General features: G+C 37.9%; 16 protein-coding genes and 2 rRNA genes (1 of these 18 running past the window's edge). 12 read left to right on the top strand and 6 right to left on the bottom strand.

What is annotated here, in order from left to right:
- Positions 1-166 precede the first annotated feature (166 nt).
- From QN089_RS12570 to QN089_RS12555, 4 genes are all read right to left on the bottom strand, one after another.
- Positions 167-661 (bottom strand): nucleotidyltransferase domain-containing protein, encoded by a 495-nt coding sequence (locus QN089_RS12570; RefSeq protein ID WP_285215429.1) that lies wholly within the window; start codon positions 659-661, stop codon positions 167-169.
- A 166-nt stretch (positions 662-827) separates the two neighbouring features.
- The gene (locus tag QN089_RS12565; RefSeq protein ID WP_347411990.1) at positions 828-1,466 is read right to left on the bottom strand and encodes a Vat family streptogramin A O-acetyltransferase; all 639 of its coding nucleotides are present in this window, start codon (positions 1,464-1,466) and stop codon (positions 828-830) included.
- Positions 1,467-1,725: 259 nt separating this feature from the next.
- Complete coding sequence (gene rlmD, locus QN089_RS12560) at positions 1,726-3,099, bottom strand: 23S rRNA (uracil(1939)-C(5))-methyltransferase RlmD (protein WP_285215427.1); 1,374 nt, start codon at positions 3,097-3,099, stop codon at positions 1,726-1,728.
- Between the two features lie 42 nt (positions 3,100-3,141).
- Complete coding sequence (locus tag QN089_RS12555; RefSeq protein ID WP_285215426.1) at positions 3,142-4,038, bottom strand: TIGR01777 family oxidoreductase; 897 nt, start codon at positions 4,036-4,038, stop codon at positions 3,142-3,144.
- A 126-nt stretch (positions 4,039-4,164) separates the two neighbouring features.
- Between QN089_RS12555 and recX the strand changes: the two genes are divergently transcribed.
- Genes recX through QN089_RS12540 form a run of 3 tightly spaced genes read left to right on the top strand, consistent with a single transcriptional unit; the run spans position 4,165 to position 5,544 of the window.
- On the top strand, positions 4,165-4,968 hold the full coding sequence (recX, locus tag QN089_RS12550) for a recombination regulator RecX (RefSeq protein WP_285215425.1): 804 nt from the start codon (positions 4,165-4,167) through the stop codon (positions 4,966-4,968).
- Positions 4,968-5,294 (top strand): YfhH family protein, encoded by a 327-nt coding sequence (locus QN089_RS12545; protein WP_285215424.1) that lies wholly within the window; start codon positions 4,968-4,970, stop codon positions 5,292-5,294. The genes recX and QN089_RS12545 overlap by 1 nt, the downstream gene beginning before the upstream one ends.
- Position 5,295: 1 nt before the next feature.
- Positions 5,296-5,544 carry a YfhJ family protein gene (locus tag QN089_RS12540; RefSeq protein ID WP_285215423.1) on the top strand — a complete coding sequence of 83 codons (249 nt, stop codon included), beginning with the start codon at positions 5,296-5,298 and terminating at the stop codon, positions 5,542-5,544.
- A 322-nt stretch (positions 5,545-5,866) separates the two neighbouring features.
- Here QN089_RS12540 and QN089_RS12535 read toward each other — a convergent pair whose 3' ends face one another.
- On the bottom strand, positions 5,867-6,838 hold the full coding sequence (locus tag QN089_RS12535; RefSeq protein WP_285215422.1) for a metal-dependent hydrolase: 972 nt from the start codon (positions 6,836-6,838) through the stop codon (positions 5,867-5,869).
- An 82-nt stretch (positions 6,839-6,920) separates the two neighbouring features.
- Here QN089_RS12535 and mutY point away from each other — a divergent pair, with 82 nt between their 5' ends.
- From mutY to QN089_RS12520, 3 genes are all read left to right on the top strand, one after another.
- Entirely contained in the window at positions 6,921-7,973 is a 1,053-nt protein-coding gene (gene mutY / locus QN089_RS12530) for an A/G-specific adenine glycosylase (RefSeq protein ID WP_068450941.1), read from the top strand.
- Between the two features lie 136 nt (positions 7,974-8,109).
- Complete coding sequence (ntdP, locus tag QN089_RS12525) at positions 8,110-8,658, top strand: nucleoside tri-diphosphate phosphatase (protein ID WP_068450943.1); 549 nt, start codon at positions 8,110-8,112, stop codon at positions 8,656-8,658.
- Positions 8,659-8,841: 183 nt separating this feature from the next.
- Positions 8,842-10,587, top strand: a complete 1,746-nt coding sequence (locus QN089_RS12520; RefSeq protein WP_285215421.1) for an ABC transporter ATP-binding protein — start codon at positions 8,842-8,844, stop codon at positions 10,585-10,587.
- Positions 10,588-10,632: 45 nt separating this feature from the next.
- Here the strand turns inward: QN089_RS12520 and QN089_RS12515 are convergent, their stop codons facing one another.
- On the bottom strand, positions 10,633-11,724 hold the full coding sequence (locus QN089_RS12515; protein ID WP_068450948.1) for an FUSC family protein: 1,092 nt from the start codon (positions 11,722-11,724) through the stop codon (positions 10,633-10,635).
- Between the two features lie 154 nt (positions 11,725-11,878).
- On the opposite strand from QN089_RS12515, the gene bcp reads away from it, so the two are divergent.
- The 6 genes from bcp to QN089_RS12485 all read left to right on the top strand — a co-directional run.
- Complete coding sequence (gene bcp / locus QN089_RS12510; RefSeq protein WP_068450951.1) at positions 11,879-12,352, top strand: thioredoxin-dependent thiol peroxidase; 474 nt, start codon at positions 11,879-11,881, stop codon at positions 12,350-12,352.
- On the top strand, positions 12,349-13,293 hold the full coding sequence (locus QN089_RS12505) for an NAD(P)-dependent oxidoreductase (RefSeq protein WP_285215420.1): 945 nt from the start codon (positions 12,349-12,351) through the stop codon (positions 13,291-13,293). Before bcp ends, QN089_RS12505 begins: the two co-directional genes overlap by 4 nt.
- Positions 13,294-13,430: 137 nt before the next feature.
- The gene (gene perR / locus QN089_RS12500) at positions 13,431-13,874 is read left to right on the top strand and encodes a peroxide-responsive transcriptional repressor PerR (protein WP_068450958.1); all 444 of its coding nucleotides are present in this window, start codon (positions 13,431-13,433) and stop codon (positions 13,872-13,874) included.
- Positions 13,875-14,044: 170 nt separating this feature from the next.
- A complete protein-coding gene (locus tag QN089_RS12495; RefSeq protein WP_068450961.1) occupies positions 14,045-14,908 on the top strand; it encodes a nucleotidyltransferase-like protein in 864 nt (287 codons plus the stop codon).
- Between the two features lie 318 nt (positions 14,909-15,226).
- A 16S ribosomal RNA gene (locus tag QN089_RS12490) occupies positions 15,227-16,773 on the top strand.
- Between the two features lie 327 nt (positions 16,774-17,100).
- Positions 17,101-17,671, top strand: a 23S ribosomal RNA gene (locus QN089_RS12485) (it continues 2,359 nt past the right edge of the window).
- The 16S and 23S rRNA genes sit together here, the layout of an rRNA operon.

The following is a 17,671-nucleotide window of genomic DNA, read 5'->3' as shown; positions in this document are numbered from 1 at the left end:
GTGCACAGTATAGTCGGCTATTATTTAAAATATTCTCTTATGAGACTTAAGAAACGAAATCTAATTCATGCTTAACTTTTCAATTGCATGTTTTCCATTAGTTGGGAAGACCACATGCTTTCCTTTGTTACTTAAATTTTTGCTTATTTAAATTAGAATCTCTTGGTTACTTGTATTCACTCGGAACAGGAATATTAAATCTCTCACACAATAGTTTTACATCATGCACATCATTTTCATCATACTCATAGCCCAAGTGAAATAATATTTGATTTTCAGCATCAATACATCTTACCGTTTTATCGCCTATTTTCCCAATGCCGCTAAACACTTCTGGAGGATATGCTTCCCCTTCAAAAACAATGTATCCTTGTTCGTTGAATTTAAATATATGAAGATCAATTATCCTGCCTTTACTATCCTTCCAAACCGTGTGGGATGTGGTGGTATATGCTTCGGTAACCTCAGCAAAACCTTTTTCTTTTAATATTTCAATAAACTTTCTTCCATTACTTTCTTCCACAAATAAATCAATATCGTTGTGTACTCTTGTTTCTTCTTCTAATAATGCATCTACTCCCCAACCGCCATCTATCCAAATGTTAATTTTATTTTCCTCAGCATATGTTATTATCTCAATGGCATCTGTTTTATTTACCATGCAACCCCTCCGTTCAAATTAAAATTTATAAGCGATAAATCTCGAAGCTATTATGCTAAAGATGAAGTTTGCCTTTTTTTGCTCGCCATAATTAGAACTAAATCGAGGCTCCAGCAACCCCCCCGATTTAAGTCCCCTTTTGTGCCGTGGTAGAAATGCCCCGTGTCTAATGATTTTTCATTAATTGCTCTAGTCCTTCTTCGGATGTTAACATTTCAAGATTATTAAATATTTCCTCTTCGCCCCAGTTCCACCATTGGAGCTTTAGCAAGAATTCAACCTTTTCATCACTAAATCGTTTTTTGATAAATTTAGCTGGATTCCCACCATATATTGTGTATGGTTCAACACTTTTTACTACTGTTGAGTTAGCAGCAATAATCGCACCATCACCAATTTTAATACCAGGCATAATGGTAACATTCTGTCCAATCCATACATCATTTCCAATCACTGTATCACCCTTGAATGGTAACTGCTCTATTGTTGGAGTTACCTTCTCCCAACCACAGCCAAAGATATTAAAGGGATAGGTTGTAATTCCATCAATTCTATGATTTGCACCATTCATAATAAACTTAACACCCTCTGCAATTGCACAGAACTTGCCTATTATCAGTTTATCCCCTAGAAATTCGTAGTGATGCTCTATATTATCATAAAATTTCTCTGGAGACTTTTTATTATCGCTATAATAGGTATATTCGCCAATTTCTACATTGAAGCGTTTTGGGAGATTTTTTATATAACAAACTGTTTTTATGTTTTCATTTGGATATAGTTTTTTCTTATCTGGTCCTGCCATAAGATATACACTCCCTTTCATTTTTAATATGTTTCTAAGCTATTCATATTTATACACCACATCCATATTACATCCATCCTATCTCCTCAACCCTACGAATTTATCTAATCTGTCAACTCAACCCTACCTAAATTTATGTCCTTTTTTGCTAAAAAATTACCCTCGATATGTTCCCTTATACGCATATAGAGGGTTCGAGTCGAGTGGACAGATTTACTTTCATTTTATGAAATCCAGTATTCTCAAGACTTTCACGACTTCACTTTCTCGTTATCAACACAACACACTCCACATGAGCTGTTTGCGGGAACATATCTACAGGTTGAATGTATTCAATGTGATAGATTTTCGTTAATTGTGCTAAGTCTTTTGCGAGTGTTGATGGGTTGCATGATGTATAGACAAAGCGTTTTGGTTTAATTTTTAGAACGGCATCAATGAAGCTTGGTGCAAGTCCTGTACGTGGTGGGTCTACTGTTAAGACATCTGGTACAAAACCTTCTTTTTGCCAACGAGCTAACCAATCTTCAGCAGTGCCTGTTTTATAGATGGCGTGTTGAATGCCATGATTTTCAGCATTTTGTTTTGCGTTATCGATACTTTCAGGAATAACATCCATTCCACGAATTTCGCTCGCATCTTTCGCTAACCAAAGTCCAATTGTTCCAACACCACAGTAAGCGTCGACCACTTTTTCTGAACCAGTGAGTGCAGCAGCTTTTTTTATTTGATTGTATAGATGAACCGTCTGCGTTGGGTTCAATTGGAAGAAAGCACGTGCAGATAGATCAAATGCAAATTCACCTAGTTCCTCATGAATCGTTTCTTTTCCTGCTAATACACGTGTAACGTCACCGAAAATAAGCGATGTATCTTCAGAATTAATATTTTGAACAATGGATACAACACGCTCATCAATGTGTTGTAACTTTTCAATCAGTTCTTCTTTTTGCGGGAAGTTTTTACGTGTTGTAACAATGACAAGTTGAACTTCACCTGTGCGAACGCCGACACGTACCACAATTGTACGAATAATACCTTTTGTTGAGCGACCATCGTAAACTGGAATATCCAACTCCTCGATGATTTTTTTCGTTTTGTTCGTTACAAATGTCGTCATTTCATGTTGAACAGGGCAATCATTTAAGTCGAGTAATTTATGACTATTTTCAGCAAATAGTCCAGCCATTACATGTTTCCCTGGTTTTCTCACTTGGAATTGACTTTTATTACGGTAGTGCCATGGATCATCCATGCCAATTGTTGACTTCACGTTAATTTTCTTCGCTTGATTCGGTACATATTTTTGAAGTGCTTGTAATACTACATGACGTTTTGCGACAAGTTGACTGTCGTACGTCATGTGTTGCAACTGACAACCACCACATGCTTCATAAACAGGGCAGGGTGGTGTCACACGATGCTTGGATTTTTTTTGTACTTTTAATACTTTTGCTTCTGAGAAGTTTCGGCTCACTTTCGTAATTTCAGCGTAAACTTCTTCGCCAACAAGCGCGCCAGGGATGAAGACGATATTTCGCTTATAGTAACCAATTCCTTCGCCATTAATCCCTAATTTTTTTATATTCAATGGAATGCGTTTGCCGACTTCCATTATTGTTTCTTGTGCCATACGTGCCACGTCCTTTTGCCATAATCAAAAATCATTTCTCCATTATAGCAGATTTGAAAGGGCGTCATACAGTTTTGGATAATGGAATGTATAACCATGTTCTAATAAAACAGTTGGTTTTACATGTTGACCTTCCAATACCATCTTACTTTTTTCACCGAGCGCTGCTTTTAGTAAAGGGGCTGGTGTCGGGAACCAATGCGGTTTGCGCTTAATTTCAGCGATTGTTTTGCCGAATTGTTCCATGCGAACAGGATGTGGTGCGGTTACATTAACTGGGCCTGAAATTGTATCGTCTGAAATAACGAAATCAATTGCACCGACAACATCATCAATGTGTACCCATGATACCCACTGCATACCTGAGCCGAGTTTTCCGCCAATATAGAAATCATATGGCATGGCCATTAATTTTAATGCGCCACCACCTGAACCTAGAATGACACCGAAACGTGTGAAAACAGTTCGTACACCATAGGCTTCCGCACGTTTTGCGATTTCTTCCCATTTCTTTACCGTACGTCCTAAAAAGTCGGTTGATTTTTGTGTAGAAGACTCGGTATAAACAGCCGCTTTTGATGTTGGATAGATACCGACTGCACTTGCGTTGACTAATACGTTTGGTTTATTTTCAAGGTCTTCAATGATTCGGATGATTTCAGTAGTCGCTTGCATACGACTTTTAAAGATGGCTTCTTTGCGTTCATCTGTCCAGCGGCCTTCATTTAATGAAACACCTGCTAAATTTATAAAGGCATCTGCATTTTCAAGTAATTCATTTGGTTTTGCATCTGGTTGTAACCACTGACAGTATTGTACATTCCCAACACGATGACTTTGTTTACGAGTTAGAATAATGACCTCATGTCCTTGTTGCGTGTAAAAGTCAGTTAACCCTTGTCCTACGAATCCACTACCACCTGCAATAACGATTTTCATAAAATACATCATTCCTTTTTCTAGTTTCCCTTATTGTACCCTTTATATGACTTAGACATGCAATCAAAAGGTCTGGGTTGTCACGTTGAAAAGATGTATAATGAGAGGCAAGGTGGAGGTGATGATGTGGCACGCGTGATTACGAAAATTACACGACAAAAAAGAAATGAAGAACGCTATAATATTTATTTAGATGAGAAATATGCGTTCAGTGTGGATGAAGCCATTATCATTCAGTACGGTCTAACGAAGGGGAAGTCTCTTGATGAGATGGCGGTTGGAGAGATTGCCTTTGATGATGAAGTATCACGAGCTTATAATCGGGCCTTATCTTTTTTAGCGTATCAAATGCGTAGTGAGCATGAAGTACATCAGAAGTTGCTGAAAGCAGAGTTTGGTGAGGCAGTTATTCAAGAAGCCATTCAAAAATTAACACGACTTGGTTTTTTAAATGATGAAACGTATGCGACAGCCCTCGCAGAAACGAAAAAACGCACATCTAAAAAAGGACCAAAAGCGATTTTACAAGATTTAAAACAAAAAGGAATCGATCCGAAGTTACAACAAGAAGTTGTGGAAGCTTTTTCTGAAGAAGAGCAATTGAGTATGGCGATGGAGCTTGCGGAGAAAAAAGTACGACAAGAGCAACGCAAAACACCAAGTCAAATTAAACAAAAAGTGCAGGAATTTTTAGTGCGAAAAGGATATAGTTTTTCGATCGTACAACAAGTACTTGAAACGATTGTCATTCAACCAGAAGAAGATGAATGGACGAGCCTGATTGATTTACAAGGAGAGAAAGTTTGGAGAAAATATAGTCAGAAGTATGAAGGCTATGAACTTCGTATGCGTGTTAAGCAAGCTTTGTATCAAAAAGGTTTTCCAGCTGAAGTGATTGAACAGTATATAGAGAAGAGGGAACAGGAATAATGGAAAAAAAGTATAGTGAGATGACACCAACTGAATTACGCGAGTTGATTGCGACATTACGTGAAAAAGCGCGTCGTGCAGAACAATTAGGTATTCTAAATGAGTATGCAGTATACGAGCGTAAAGCGATTTTAGCACAAGCTTTTTTATTAAACCCTGAAGATTTTAAAGTCGGAGAAATCTACCGTATTCAAGGAGACCCAGGTGTATTCTTTAAAATTGATTATTTAAAAGGAGTATATGCATGGGGATATCGTTTAGGCGGAGAACAGCAAATCGAAGCGATTCCTATTTCGATGTTAGTAGATGTGAAGGAGGCTTTTTAACTTGAAAACAAAAATTCAAGAGTTGGCAGAGTTACTGCAACAATCGAATGAGAATTTAAGTGAAGAAAAGGCACGTACATGGATTGAGTTATTATGGTCTGATTTTGAATCAACTTATGCGCAAGCAGGTTATTCATATAAGGGTGAAGAAATGACAGAGAAAATGGTACGTCAGTGGATTGAAAGTTACGGTTCGACACTACATGAATTTGTAGCGCGTAATCCAAAATATAAAGATTTATTAAATTAAAAAAGTGAGGTAGCGTGTCGAATACGCTATCTCACTTTTTACATGTTATAACCGAAAGAAAGTAGTAGAAGTGTAAGAACGGAAAGTAAAATGATACAGAGGCTAAGTACGATGACCGTCCAAATGACAAACACTTTGGACAGTTTCTTTTGATTTTTTAAAATAATAACGAGTGTAATTAACAATAATAAAAATAAAAAAAGGAATAAAGCAAATAAAGGGAAACGTTCTTTTGCTAAAAATAGTAAATCGATTGAAAACACCTCTTTCTATATAGTTAAAAAGCACAATGAGATTTAATCCACATTGTGCTTTTTTAGTTTTAATCTAATTTCGAACGTAATTTTTCTTCTGAGAAAATCCAGCCCGTATAAGAATTAACGACTTTTAAATGTTCGTCTACTTGCGCTACCGCAACGAATGGATAGCGATTATTACTGCGGTAGCGTAAATCGATTAGCCGCACTTCGGTTAAATTATTTTTGATTTTACGAATTTCAAAACGATAGATGGGTGAAAAGGATAGAAAACTTCTTAAATTTTCATCTTGAATAGCAACTTCGAAAAGTTCTTCTTCGGGTAGTGGCTCGATCTTAAATTTGTCGAGCAAAGTAATTGAACGTCCATAAGCTCTTGCAACATAATGATGTGTATCGGAATTCGCTGCTACACGATATTGGAAGAAGTAACGTGTAGGCGATAAATAGATGTCTTTTACATCTGGAATGGTATTTTGAACAGCTTGCTTTACAGCATGATGTAGCCAAGTTCTTATGATATAGTAAATGACGAGTGTGCCATATAAAATCGACATCGTGATGACAGGATCAGCACCGAATGCCCAAATCATAATGGCAATTACATTCAATCCAAAAATAATCGGATCAAACGTATTAATAATCCCAAGCGCAATCCATTTTTTTGTGAATGGCCGCAAAGCTTGAGTACCATAAGCATTGAAAATATCTACAAATACGTGTAAGGCGACTGCAAAAAAAGTCCATAACCAGAGATGAAGTACATTGGCATCTGGTAGTAACAGTAATAGGACAAGTGTGATTAATGTAGGCCAAATAAAGACTGCCGGAATCGAGTGTGTAATCCCTCGATGATGACGAATGTAGACGGCATTATTGCGAAGCTTTAATACCGTATCAATATCAGGCGCTTGTGATCCTAACATGACGCCAGCGATAACCGCTGTCGCTGTTGCAGTACTTGCTGCAACGGTTGGATCTGCAAATGTCAGGCCACTAATCGTAATGCCCATAACTAAGTGAGTCCCAGTATCCATTTTTTCAACTCCTTACAATACGAATCGCCTTTTAAAGTTGCTATACCCGATTTATCTTTATTTTAATTCAAGGAGGCCCCCAGTGTCATATCAATACAAAAAAGAGTTTCAACAATTTTTAGTCGAATGGTTCCAACGTGAAAAGCGAGATTTACCTTGGCGAAAAACGAAGGACCCTTATAAAATCTGGGTTTCAGAGGTGATGTTACAACAAACGCGTGTAGACACCGTCATTCCTTATTACGAAAATTTTTTAGAAAAGTTCCCAACTCCAGAAGTACTAGCTGAAGCGGAAGAATCCTTCTTATTAAAGCAGTGGGAAGGATTAGGATATTATTCACGTGCGCGTAATTTACAAGCAGGTGTACGTGAAGTCGTTGAATCTTACGGATCAATTGTACCAAATACACGTGATGAAATCTCGAAATTAAAAGGTGTCGGGCCTTATACGGCAGGTGCTGTTTTAAGTATCGCGTACGGTGTTCCTGAACATGCTGTTGATGGGAATGTCATGCGTGTATTAAGTCGTGTGCTATTAATTGAAGATGATATTGCGTTACCGAAAACAAGAAAAGTATTTGAAAAAGCTGTAATGGATTTAATTGATCCAGATCATCCATCTGATTTTAATCAGGGATTAATGGAATTAGGAGCATTAGTTTGTACGCCTACTTCTCCGAAATGTCTACTTTGCCCTGTTCGTGATTATTGTGGCGCATTTGCAGAAGGAAGAACAGCAGAGTTACCTGTAAAAGTGAAAAAAACAAAAGTGAAAAAATTGCATTATGATGTTTATGTCATTGAAAATGAAGCAGGACAGATTTGTATGGAACAAAGACCTGCTACAGGACTTCTTGCGAATATGTGGCAATTCCCAATGGTCGAACAAACGGCAGATTATTCAGGCATTGCACAGTATACAAAAGAACATGAAATTGAATTACATGGTCAGGAAGAATTAGTTGAACTAAAACATATCTTCTCACACATCGTTTGGCATCTAAAAGCTTTCTATGTTAAGGGCGAATCGAAGTCGGGTAAGTGGTTCACATTAGATGAAATCGAACATCTACCATTACCTGTACCGATGCAAAAGATTTTACAATCGTATCGCGTGCATACCAAAAAGCTTTAATTAAAATGTTAGAAAAAGAAGGAATTTGAAGTTTTTAGTGGAACATGACTTTTTTGCTACACGTTTAATGTCTACATTGATATAATGTTACAAAGAAGTTCTTTAAATGACTACGTTTCACAAAGGTGGGCTAAAAATGACAATTCCAGCAGAAGGGGACATTGTACAAATTCATAGCTACAAGCATAACGGTCAAATTCATCGTGTATGGCAGGAAACAATGGTCCTCAAAAGTACACCGAAGATTTTAATCGGTGCAAACGAGCGCACATTGGTGACAGAGTCAGATGGAAGAACATGGTTGACGCGTGAACCTTCCATCACTTATTTCCATACAGAGCTGTGGTTTAATATTATTTGTATGTTGCGTGAAGATGGTGTCTATTATTACTGCAATATGAGTTCGCCATTCGTATTTGATCATAATGCGATTAAATACATTGATTATGATTTGGATGTGAAAATTTTTCCCGATATGTCATACACATTATTAGATGAAGATGAGTATGAACAGCATAAACAAGAGATGAATTATCCACCAGTTATCGATAGTATTTTAAAAGCAAATGTGAACAAATTAATTAACTGGATTCAACAAAGAAGGGGACCTTTTGCACCGGACTTTATTGAAGCTTGGACGAATCGCTATGAATTTTATAAGCAGATTAAACAGCAAGAAGAGTAGTAAGGACAAGAACAAAACGCATAGTCTCGTAGAAGAGAGAACGGTCTTAGAAATCCATTCGGTTTCTGAGAACGTTTTTTTATTTCGACTGGAAAATTTTAAACCTTTTCTATTTACGAAATAAAACTTATAATGAATTTTGCGACAAAATAGGTCGTGTGAAATTTAAAGGAAGTGATCCAAATGGATAGTATGAAACGGTACATGAAATTTGTAAAACCGTATAAATGGGATATCGTATTTGCTTTTATCCTCGGTGTAATCAAATTCATGATTCCCTTAGCGATACCGTTATTAATTAAAGTCATCATTGATGATGTTATTAGTAATGATGGTTTACCACCGGATGAAAAGACAAAAAAATTATTCATGTGGATAATTTTCATGGCATTTTTATTCTTTATTGTTCGTCCACCAATCGAATATTACCGTCAATATTTTGCACAGCGTATTAGTAACCGTGTGCTTTATGATATTCGAACCAATATGTATGGACATTTGCAGAAATTAGGTCAGAAATTCTATGCGAATAATCGTGTAGGAGATGTTATCTCTCGTACCATTAATGATGTAGAACAGACAAAGGAATTTATTGTGACGGGGTTAATGAATGTCTGGATTGACCTTGTGACAGTTGTTATTGCGATTGGTATCATGTTATACATGGATTTCAAATTAACACTTGTAACGTTAATCGCGTTGCCATTCTATGTTATTAGCGTAAAGTTCTTCTTTACAAAATTGCGTACGTTAACGCGTGAACGTTCAAAAGCTTTAGCAGGTGTTCAGAGTTATCTACATGAACGTGTTCAAGGAATGAGTGTCATTACGAGTTTTACACTGGAACAACATGAACAAGGTGTTTTTAAAAAAGCAAATGGCAATTTTTTAGAAAAAGCTTTAGACCAAACACGTTGGAATGCGAAAACATTCATGGTTGTTAATACAGTTACAGGTATGGCGCCAGTAGCCGTAATTGGTTATGCAGGTTATCAAGTGATTCATGGTAGTTTAACACTTGGTGTACTAGCAGCATTCATCGGCTATATTGATAGTTTATATAATCCACTTCGACGCCTTGTTAATTCTTCAACTACTTTAACGCAATCTGTTGCTTCAATGGACCGTATGTTTGAATTAATGGATGAAAAGTATGACATTACAGATCGTGAAAATGCGAAAGAATTACAACAAGTAGCAGGTAAAGTAACGTTTGATGATGTCGCATTCCGGTATAATGATGACGGTCGAAATGTCTTAAATCAATTGAACTTTACGATTGAACCAGGACAAACAGCTGCATTTGTTGGTATGAGTGGTGGTGGGAAATCAACAATCATTAGTTTGATTCCACGTTTTTATGATGTGACAGGCGGGTCGATTAAAATAGATGGTCAAGATATACGTGATTTAACGATTGAATCTTTACGCCGAAATATCGGGATTGTTCAACAAGATAATGTATTATTTAGTGACTCAATTAAAGAAAATATTTTGATGGGGAATCCACAGGCGACAGATGAAGAAGTCTATGCAGCAGCGAAAGCAGCGAACGCACATGATTTTATTATGTCATTCCCAGATGGTTATGACACATTAGTTGGGGAACGTGGCGTGAAATTATCTGGCGGTCAAAAACAGCGTGTTGCTATTGCACGTGTATTTTTAAAAAATCCACCGATTTTAATTTTAGATGAAGCGACTTCAGCGCTTGATTTGGAGAGCGAAGCACTTATTCAAGAATCATTAGATCGCTTAGCGCATAATCGTACAACATTAATTGTTGCGCATCGTTTATCGACAATTACGCATGCCGATCAAATTATGCTCATCGATCATGGTGAAGTAAAAGAACATGGAACGCACCAACAGCTTATGCAAGCAGGCGGAGCATATCACGATTTATTCCAAGTACAAGTATTAGATTAAAACAGAAAAACCGAAATCGCATCATAAGGCGCGATTTCGGTTTTTTTAAATAACTTCTTCATTTTCTTCTTTGAACGATTCAGATGCATGGTGTTGAATGAACGATGTAATCAGTGTATTTAGATGTTCTAAGTTCTCTTCATAATCTAAAATGCGTGAAAGAATGTGTAACAAGTGGTAACTTGAGAATTCTTCTTCACTTTCACTCGCATGTTCATGTACGATATGTTGCGCGAAAATATCCATGACTTCATTACGTTGTAAGAATTCTTCTTCGCCAATCCAAGTCGTATGTTCAGCTTTTAACTTACCCGTATATTTTAGCAATAGTTGCTCGTGATATGTTAGTAAGAAATCAAGACGTTCTTGAATCATAATATGGAACTTTTCAGGAAGATGCGATAATTCATTTTCATGAAGGTGAAGACGATTTAATACCTCGATACTTTTCGTCATCGTAATTAACATTTGACGATAGACGACAAGTTTACGGTGTTTCATATTTCGTGCTTTTTTTGTATAACCACGTTCTTCTTTAAATAATTTGTACAAATTATTTACACGTTCGAACTGTTTGCGAAGTCGACGTAAAGATTGTTTTGTTGATGTATGTTCAGATGCTTGACGAACAGCGAGACGAATCCACTTAATAATATCTGTTTGTAAATATTTAATCGATGTGAATAATCTTTCTTCGTATTTAGGCGGTAAGAAAATTAAGTTGATGATGAATGCTGCAAGTACACCGGTCATGACTGTGACAAATCGCCACATCGCGAACTCGATGAAAGAGCCTTCTTGAAATTCCATAATCACAATAATCGTTACGAGAGCAAGTGAGATGCTCCCTTCTAATTTGAACTTCATCATAATGATGAGTGTCACCACAACAGCAAATCCAACGACTACATAGGAATGACCAAATGTAAGACCGAAAATAACGGCGATAACAGCGCCGATTAGATTCCCTTGAACTTGTTCAATAATGGTTTTGTAAGACCGATAGATGGAAGGTTGTAAAGCAAAGATTGCCGCGACTCCTGCGAAGATAGGAGCAGGTAGTTCAAACCAGTTCGCTAGGTAAAGTGCGAAAACAATTGCTACACCTGTTTTTAATATCCGGGCACCTAATTTCATGTGAAAGTGGGTAACCTCTCTTTCATTATTTATCGTCGTAACTTTATATCATATTGTAGAAACGGTCAACTATTTTTTCATTGTATATAAAATTCACGATATTTACCAAATATATTGTTACAATAGAAATAATTCAATTCATGGAGGGATTTAGATGGAATCATTGAAAAATAAAAAAGCACCTTTATTTACATTACCAAATGAAAAAGGGGAACAAGTAGCGTTAGAAAATTTCTTAGGTAAAAAGAATGTAATTTTATACTTCTATCCAAAAGACATGACACCTGGTTGTACAACAGAAGCTTGTGATTTTGCTGCAGCTTACGAAGATTTTTCAGATTTAGATGCTGTCATTCTTGGTGTAAGTCCAGATCCAGCTGAACGACATGAAAAATTCATCGCAAAACATAACTTACCATTCTCTTTATTAGTTGATACAGATGTCAAAGTAGCAGAAGCCTATGGTGTATGGCAACTGAAAAAGAATTTTGGTAAAGAATACATGGGAATTGTACGCTCGACGTTTTTAATTAATAAAGAAGGTATTGTTCAAGAAGAATGGCGTAATGTTCGTGTCAAAGATCATGTTGCGAAAGTAGCAGCAGTTTTAAGAGGTGAGAATGAATGATTTATTTCACATTTGATCCACGACCAGATTTAAAAAAGGATTTAGAACAGTTCATGCCAGAAGAACAAATCATCTACGAGACAAAAGTAGATAACAATCATTTGAATGAAGCAGAGATTCTTGTGACATATGGAGAAGACTTAACGCCTGAGCATATGAAGTCCATGAAAAATCTAAAATGGATTTTTGTTGCTTCTGCTGGAATTGAGAAAATGCCGCTTGCAGAGTTAGACGAAACCGAAATTATTGTGTCAAATGTAAGAGGCATTCATAAAAAGCCGATGGCAGAATCCGTTTTAGCACACATTCTTTCATATTATCGTTCGTTACCGGCAATCTATGCAGAACAACGCGCACATAATTGGAAAAGAAAAATGCCTTCAAAAGAGTTAAATGGTGCAACAGCTCTTATTTTAGGACCAGGTGCAATTGGGAGTGAGATGGGGCGTTTACTTCAAGCTTTCGGTGTAAACACAATTGGTTGTAATCGTTCAGGTAAACAGGCAGATTATATGGATGAAATGATTGCTTTCAATCAATTATTAGACACATTACCTCGAGCTGAGATTGTTTTGTCTGTTTTGCCAAGTACAAAAGAAACAAAATATTTATTAACAGCAGATCATTTTAAAGCGATGAACCCCGACACATTATTTTTGAATTTTGGACGAGGCGATTTAGTTGCGACGAATGTGTTAATAGAAGCGTTACAACAAAAAGAGATTGCCTATGCAGTGTGTGATGTATTTGAACAAGAACCTTTACCATCAGACTCACCACTATACGACTTAGAGAATCTAACTGTGTCGCCACATGTCTCAAGTCAGTCTTCTCGTTATCTTGAAAGAAGTTTCGATATTTTTAAAGAAAACTATCGTCACTATCGTAAGGATGATTATGATCAAATCACAAACCAAGTAAATTTAAAAAATGGTTACTAATTTTCAATACCACGCTTCTATTTGAGAATAGCTGCGTGGTATTTTAATTTTGAGTATAAGAAGTTGACAGTAACTACTAATATTAGATAAACTAATTATAACGATTATAATTAAAGAATACTTATGAAAGAGGGTGCATGGCGATGTCTGAAATGCAATTAGAAACTGCGCTAGACACGCTCAAGAAAACAGGCGTTAGGATAACACCGCAGCGTCATGCGATTTTAGAATATTTGATTGAAGCGATGTCACATCCAACAGCTGATGAGATTTATAAATCATTAGAGTCAAAATTTCCGAATATGAGTGTAGCCACTGTTTATAATAATTTACGTGTATTTAAAGAATCTGGATTAGTACAAGAATTAACATATGGCGATAATGCAAGCCGTTTTGATTTTGTTACAAGCAAACACTATCATACGATTTGTCAGTCATGTGGTAAGATTGTAGACTTCCATTACCCTGGGCTTGACGAAATTGAACATTTCGCTTCACACGTAACAGGTTTTAAAATTAATTCACACCGTTTAGAGATTTATGGTGTATGTCCTGAATGTCAAGAAGAGCAGTCGCAATAATAGTAAGAGGGAGTTGCATAACGCAATTCCTTTTTTTATTGTTAACTCTTGCCGAGTGACGTTCGTTTTAATATGATTAAAGATAGAGATGAATCTATGCATGTGTCTGGATTTCATTTTGTGCGTTTTCGAACATGACTTTCTAATGAGTAGAAGCAGGGGGAATTCAAGTGGAACATATTTTACGTCCAATTTATCAAGAGCGAGCAAGTGATCCAAATACATTAGGTGCTATCTTAGTCGAAAAGATTGATGATCTAAGTCCTGAAACAGATAATATAGATGCGATTCTTCTTATATTAGTAGCAGAAGCAGAGCTATCTGTTTTTACAAAACACTATACATATGAAGAACATCATGCAGCTATGCATATCGTGACAAACAAACAATTGCGTAAATGGTTACTGTTAGGTACGAATAAAAAAATTATCAATTGGATTATGGACGGTCGTGTTGTATTTGATCGTAATGAAACAATTTATTCACTGCGACAAGAGATGCGAAATAATCCACGATACGGTCGACATGTAAAACTTGGTATTGAATTTTCAAAGCTACTTAGAAGATTTCAAGAAGGTCGTGTGAGTTTTGAACAACGTGATTATGTAGATGCTTTCTTTCAAATGATGGAATGTCTACATCATGTAGCAAGACTTTCTATTATTGAAGTAGGTGTTTACCCAGAGTTAAAAGTGTGGGAACAAGTAAAAACATATAATAATGAAATTTATGATTTATATGAAGGTTTTATTGAAAAACCACGACCTATTGAACAAAAGATTTTAGAAGTAATCGTTTATATAGAAAGTTTTATAGATCAGAAGGTTGTTGAGAGCGGTCGTCATATTGTTGAAGTAATGAAACAAAAAGATGTATGGACGATTCAAGAATTACATGAGCATGAAGAATTGAAAAATTACTCGATTAACTTAGAGGTATTTGTTGAATACTTAATTGATAAAGGTTATATTAAGATAGAACTTTTACCGACGAAGTCGAATGATGTAAAACATCGTTTATATAAGGTTGAATAAAGTTTTTAAAAAAGTTTATAAAAAGTGTTGACTTCGAACAAGAAGTTATTGTATTATATTAAATGTCAGTAAGACATGACAACAAAACAACACATCAACATTGATTGATAAGTCGAAAAAACTTTTTTAAAAAAGTTGTTGACAAACAAATCGATAAGATGATAAGATATTGAAGTCGCTAAGAAACGACGCAATAACATGAACCTTGAAAACTAAACAAGCAAGAAGATAATCACAAACAAGTCTTATCACGTTAAGTGAATAAGCAATTGTTATCAAAAGATAACGCTAGCAAAGCAAATGAGCTTTCAAACTACTTTTATGGAGAGTTTGATCCTGGCTCAGGACGAACGCTGGCGGCGTGCCTAATACATGCAAGTCGAGCGAATGACGAGAAGCTTGCTTCTCTGATTTAGCGGCGGACGGGTGAGTAACACGTGGGCAACCTGCCCTACAGATCGGGATAACTCAGGGAAACCTGGGCTAATACCGGATAATCCTTCGAATCACATGTTTTGAAGTTGAAAGGCGCTTCGGCGTCACTGTAGGATGGGCCCGCGGTGCATTAGCTAGTTGGTGGGGTAACGGCCTACCAAGGCAACGATGCATAGCCGACCTGAGAGGGTGATCGGCCACATTGGGACTGAGACACGGCCCAAACTCCTACGGGAGGCAGCAGTAGGGAATCTTCCACAATGGACGAAAGTCTGATGGAGCAACGCCGCGTGAGTGATGAAGGTTTTCGGATCGTAAAACTCTGTTGTAAGGGAAGAACAAGTACGTTAGGAAATGAACGTACCTTGACGGTACCTTATTAGAAAGCCACGGCTAACTACGTGCCAGCAGCCGCGGTAATACGTAGGTGGCAAGCGTTGTCCGGATTTATTGGGCGTAAAGCGCGCGCAGGTGGTTTCTTAAGTCTGATGTGAAAGCCCACGGCTCAACCGTGGAGGGTCATTGGAAACTGGGGAACTTGAGTGCAGAAGAGGATAGTGGAATTCCAAGTGTAGCGGTGAAATGCGTAGAGATTTGGAGGAACACCAGTGGCGAAGGCGACTGTCTGGTCTGTAACTGACACTGAGGCGCGAAAGCGTGGGGAGCAAACAGGATTAGATACCCTGGTAGTCCACGCCGTAAACGATGAGTGCTAAGTGTTAGGGGTTTCCGCCCCTTAGTGCTGCAGCTAACGCATTAAGCACTCCGCCTGGGGAGTACGACCGCAAGGTTGAAACTCAAAGGAATTGACGGGGGCCCGCACAAGCGGTGGAGCATGTGGTTTAATTCGAAGCAACGCGAAGAACCTTACCAGGTCTTGACATCCCAATGACCGTCCTAGAGATAGGATTTTCCCTTCGGGGACATTGGTGACAGGTGGTGCATGGTTGTCGTCAGCTCGTGTCGTGAGATGTTGGGTTAAGTCCCGCAACGAGCGCAACCCTTATTCTTAGTTGCCATCATTTAGTTGGGCACTCTAAGGAGACTGCCGGTGACAAACCGGAGGAAGGTGGGGATGACGTCAAATCATCATGCCCCTTATGACCTGGGCTACACACGTGCTACAATGGACGATACAAAGAGTCGCAAACTCGCGAGGGTAAGCTAATCTCATAAAATCGTTCTCAGTTCGGATTGTAGGCTGCAACTCGCCTGCATGAAGCCGGAATCGCTAGTAATCGCGGATCAGCATGCCGCGGTGAATACGTTCCCGGGCCTTGTACACACCGCCCGTCACACCACGAGAGTTTGTAACACCCGAAGTCGGTGGGGTAACCGTAAGGAGCCAGCCGCCTAAGGTGGGATAGATGATTGGGGTGAAGTCGTAACAAGGTAGCCGTATCGGAAGGTGCGGCTGGATCACCTCCTTTCTAAGGAATATAACGGAAAAGACCTTTGGTCTTCTACAGATTATCTTACTTGCTGTTTAGTTTTGAAGGCTCATGCAAATGATCTTCAAACTTGTTCTTTGAAAACTGGATAAAACGACATTGAAAGTAACACAAACACAAATTTCTTTTATAGATTTTGAATTATTAAGTTTTAATTTTTTAGGCTTAATAACTTATGTGAAAATTATTTCAAGATGCAAGTAAGACGCGAAAGCAAATGCAGTGAGAAGCGGAGTGTACATACGTACATGAGCATTCGAACAAGTGTAGCTGACAAAGTATTACGCAGCAGATTGGAATCAATTAGGTTAAGTTATTAAGGGCGCATGGCGGATGCCTTGGCACTAGAAGCCGATGAAGGACGGCACTAACACCGATATGCTTCGGGGAGCTGTAAGTAAGCTTTGATCCGGAGATTTCCGAATGGGGGAACCCACTGTTTTTAATCGAACAGTATCCTAACGTGAATTCATAGCGTTTTGATGGCAGACTCAGGGAACTGAAACATCTAAGTACCTGAAGGAAGAGAAAGAAAATTCGATTCCCTTAGTAGCGGCGAGCGAAACGGGAAGAGCCCAAACCAAGAAGCTTGCTTCTTGGGGTTGTAGGACACTCTACACGGAGTTACAAAGGAATGAGTTAAATGAAGCGGCTTGGAAAGGCCTACCATAGAGGGTAACAGTCCCGTAGTTGAAAGTTCATTCCCTCCAGAGTGGATCCTGAGTACGGCGGAACACGTGAAATTCCGTCGGAATCTGGGAGGACCATCTCCCAAGGCTAAATACTCTCTAGTGACCGATAGTGAACCAGTACCGTGAGGGAAAGGTGAAAAGCACCCCGGGAGGGGAGTGAAAGAGATCCTGAAACCATGTGCCTA

This window comes from Kurthia sp. YJT4 (assembly GCF_030219945.1).
GTDB classification, from domain to species: Bacteria; Bacillota; Bacilli; order Bacillales_A; family Planococcaceae; genus Kurthia; species Kurthia gibsonii.
The sequence above is the reverse complement of the archived record's forward strand: the minus strand, read 5'-3'. Positions and strand labels throughout refer to the sequence as shown.